This is a genomic window from Nocardia seriolae NBRC 15557, from assembly GCF_007990715.1.
Taxonomy (GTDB): domain Bacteria; phylum Actinomycetota; class Actinomycetes; order Mycobacteriales; family Mycobacteriaceae; genus Nocardia; species Nocardia seriolae.
In genome coordinates, this window is the sequence record NZ_BJWY01000281.1 from 1 (window position 1) to 692 (window position 692).

Here is a 692-nt window from a genome sequence, read left to right on the forward strand (position 1 = left end):
GTACCCGCCGCGTGTGCCCGTCCCGGATCGCACACAGGTACATATCGCCCTCACCGCAGGTCAGGTACGTGAAATCGGTCGTCCATACCGCGTCGGGGCGGCCTTGATCGAACTCGCGGGCCACCAGATCCGGCGGGAACGACGCGGCCGGATCGACCACGGTGGTGCGGACTTTGAACGTGCGCGGGCTGATGCCCTCGATCCCGATCTCGGCCATGATCGCCGCGACGGTCTTATAGTTCACGATCTCGCCGCGTTCGCGCAGTTCATCGGTGATCCGCGGGGACCCGTAGGTGCCGTCGGAGTCGGCATGCACATCCAGGATCTTCACCGTCAGGTCCGCGCGCCGCTGCTGACGCGGCGTGAGAACCGTTGCTGCCCTGCGTTTCACGTGCTGGTAGTAGCCAGAAGTCGATACCTTCAGCAGCCGTGCCATCCGAATGATCGAGAACCGTTGCCCCTCGGGCGAACTCGTGCCAGCGGTTTCGGCGATGTCGTCGGGGCCGGCGTACTTGGCCATCAGATCGAACCGGGCCGGTTCTTCTGCATCGCGGCAAAGTACGCCGACGCTTTTACCAAGAAGGCGTTGTCTTTCTCCAGCTCGCTGACCTGTTTTCGCAGCCGGAGCAACTCGGCTCGCTCGGCCGCGTCCAGGGGCTTCTCACCCACCGCTTCGGCCGCGGCGACGCGCC

Annotated in this window: 1 protein-coding gene; it reads right to left on the reverse strand. The window is 65.0% G+C overall.

Translation table 11 applies throughout. From position 1 onward, the window contains the following. Nucleotides 1–520: IS3 family transposase (locus NS2_RS35705; RefSeq protein ID WP_147207455.1), on the reverse strand; the 520-nt coding region annotated here is incomplete at its 3' end. Nucleotides 521–692 lie beyond the last annotated feature (172 nt).